The 2,491-nt window shown below is 64.7% G+C and carries 2 protein-coding genes; both read right to left on the reverse strand.

Features of this window, described 5'->3' with window-relative positions; genetic code table 11:
• Positions 1-311: 311 nt before the first annotated feature.
• Positions 312-1,316, reverse strand: a complete 1,005-nt coding sequence (locus ACGFU7_RS47835) for a hypothetical protein (protein WP_393705080.1) — start codon at positions 1,314-1,316, stop codon at positions 312-314.
• A 126-nt stretch (positions 1,317-1,442) separates the two neighbouring features.
• A complete protein-coding gene (locus tag ACGFU7_RS47840; protein ID WP_393705081.1) occupies positions 1,443-2,024 on the reverse strand; it encodes an SAV_6107 family HEPN domain-containing protein in 582 nt (193 codons plus the stop codon).
• Positions 2,025-2,491 lie beyond the last annotated feature (467 nt).

The raw sequence follows: 2,491 nt of genomic DNA on the forward strand, positions 1-2,491 counted from the left end.
GCGGCAGCAGCAGCCCAGTCAGGTACTCGCGGAACCCACGGCGCTGTGCCAGTGTGGAGAACAGGTCATCGAAGCGTGCGGCGTAGGCTTCCAGCGGGCCCGGTGCGGGCGGACACGGCAGACGACGGGGCATCACGAGCCCCCAGGCGGCGAGGCAACGTTCCTCTGCTACCGGCCTACTACAGCCCTGACCCACAGTCAACAAACCACCGCTAGGGCTGGCGGTCGAGCTGACGCAGGTCAGCCAGCATGTCGAGGGCGATGCCGTGGCGGAAGTTGGCGGTCGCAGGTGACCGGCCGGATGCCCTCTATCAAGCCGGCGGCCGTGTCGGCCGACAGCCGGGTGCGGGCGCCTCCGGGCAACAGGTACCGCAGGGCCGCGCGGAGACGTTTGGCTGTGCGGGCGCGCTCGTTGGATCGTCGGGGCCAGGGAAGGAGCGAAAGCGGTTCAAAGCGGCAGCTCGTTCATGGAACCGGGTCCTGGACATCCGGGAGACCATACGCCACATCTCTCGCTCTTCTTCGATGTCCTGCGGCAGGTTGAGGCCCATGGCCTGAGCCAGCGGATGGCGCCCCAAGTTGACCAGTGCGCGGACGGCTGCCGCCCACTCGTCAGTCGCTGCGACCGCGGCCCGATACCAAAGCGGGCACAGGATACTGAGGACGCCAGCGGTTCCGAGGAGGATCGGAGGATCGGCGCTATCAACCGATGTGGCGCCCAGAGCCATGGCAACGAGGGCTGTGTGCCCATACAGCAGGGCGATGAAGAAGTCGACGCTGGTACGCGCGATGTCGACCTGCCGACGAGCCTGCTCGGGTGCCGTCGCGGTGAGCTCGTTCCACAACACCTGAGAATCCAGGCGGTAGCGGTCATAGCCGTACTCCTCCAGACGCCGAATGGCGTTGCCGAGCCTGGTAGGCGTGATCTGGTCATCCTGCACCGGATATCGGGCCAGCCGCTCACCAAGCAGCGCCTGCTGCGTCGCTGTTGCCACTTCGTCGCGTGGATCCGACATGCCCGGGGCTGCCCCGTCGGGAATCAATGGCCTCTGTGCGGTGTCTGCAGGCTGTGCCCGCTCGGCTGCAGCCCTACGCGCGCTGCGCGTCCGTGTCACTTCATCGGCCAGCGCCCGACGGCGCCCGCGGTGGTGGCGACTACGCCGTGCATACAGTCGCGCCGGCCAGAACAGGTACCCCTCCAAGACCCGGTAAAGGGGGATTTGCAAGGCGTTGAGGATGAGGCCCATCAATACAGAAGCGGTCAACAACAGTAGTGCCTTAGCACCCGGCGAGGCAGCGAAGATCTGGTGCGTCATTGGGGCCTGGCTCAAGCTGGGGCCCATAGTGATAGCCAGAATAGCCAAGTTGATGGCTGTCGGCAGGATCCAGCCGACCAACAGACTCCACCCGCCACCGAGAACGCCCTTGGCTATATCCCCCAATTACTCGTCCCATTCATCATCGTCATCGCCCAGCGGAGGGCCCGGCGGGGTGTGACCGAGGGGTACGTCGAGCGGCAGGTTTTCGAGCGCTGCTCGCTCGTCGGCGAGTGGACGGAACTCGGACTCCGGGTCCGGCAGTCGCAGCTCCCCATACTGCCGGGAGTCAAACAGGAGAATCCGTCGGCTAATCCGCAGAAACATCGCGACATCGCGAATCAAGTCCTCCGCTTCGCGCATGCTGACCGCGCCCTCGATGCCAGCCTCCGCGCGAGCGCGCGTTCGAGCCCCTGCCGCGAATAGAGCGCTCCACTCAGTCAGCTCCGGAGCAATTTCAGGGAGCACCTCCCAAGCGCTACGGATTCGCCTGTGGCGCCGTATTCCCGTGTCTCCCGACGGCCGCCCTCGCGCAGCAAGCACAGCGGCGGCGGTGCGTAGTGCTGCCAGGTGAGCCGTGGCGAAACGATCATTCGCAGACTCCATCGCAGATGCCTCTTGCAGGCCAGCCATTGCCTGGCCTAGCAGCTCCAGCGCAGGACGAGGAACGACACCCTGAAGCCTGCGGGCGTTCGAGGCGAGCTCCATCAACTCTCGAAGGCGCGCTATCAGCGCCTCCGGGACGCTGGTGACTGCCAAAGCGTCACCCAGCTGATGTGCGACCGATCCCACCATTCGTTCCGCATCGGCGATCTCGTCGAACGCGCGGTATACGAGCGCTACGGCCTTAACTGTCTGGTCATCCGAACCAGCCGCGAGGTGGAGGCGAATTTCCGCTAGGCACTGTGCGACTGCTGTAGAGGTACCAGGAACCTCATTGCCGGCCTGGCCATAAGAGAAACGGATGACGGTGCCGCCCTGACCATCCGAAACGACACCGTCTTGGACCGCAGATCGTTGACCATTACCCGCCGCCATCACACCCCCGAAGCCAATACGAATGTTGCACACGCCTTCCTCACTAGTAGGCCGTCGCGGCTAATGTTTGGGATAGAGGTGGCGCAGTTTGATGCGTGCGTCGTGGGTGGTGAACTGCCAGTTCACCTGACGTTGGT

It is taken from the genome of Streptomyces sp. NPDC048473, assembly GCF_043200155.1.
In the GTDB taxonomy this organism is placed as follows: Bacteria; Actinomycetota; Actinomycetes; order Streptomycetales; family Streptomycetaceae; genus Streptomyces.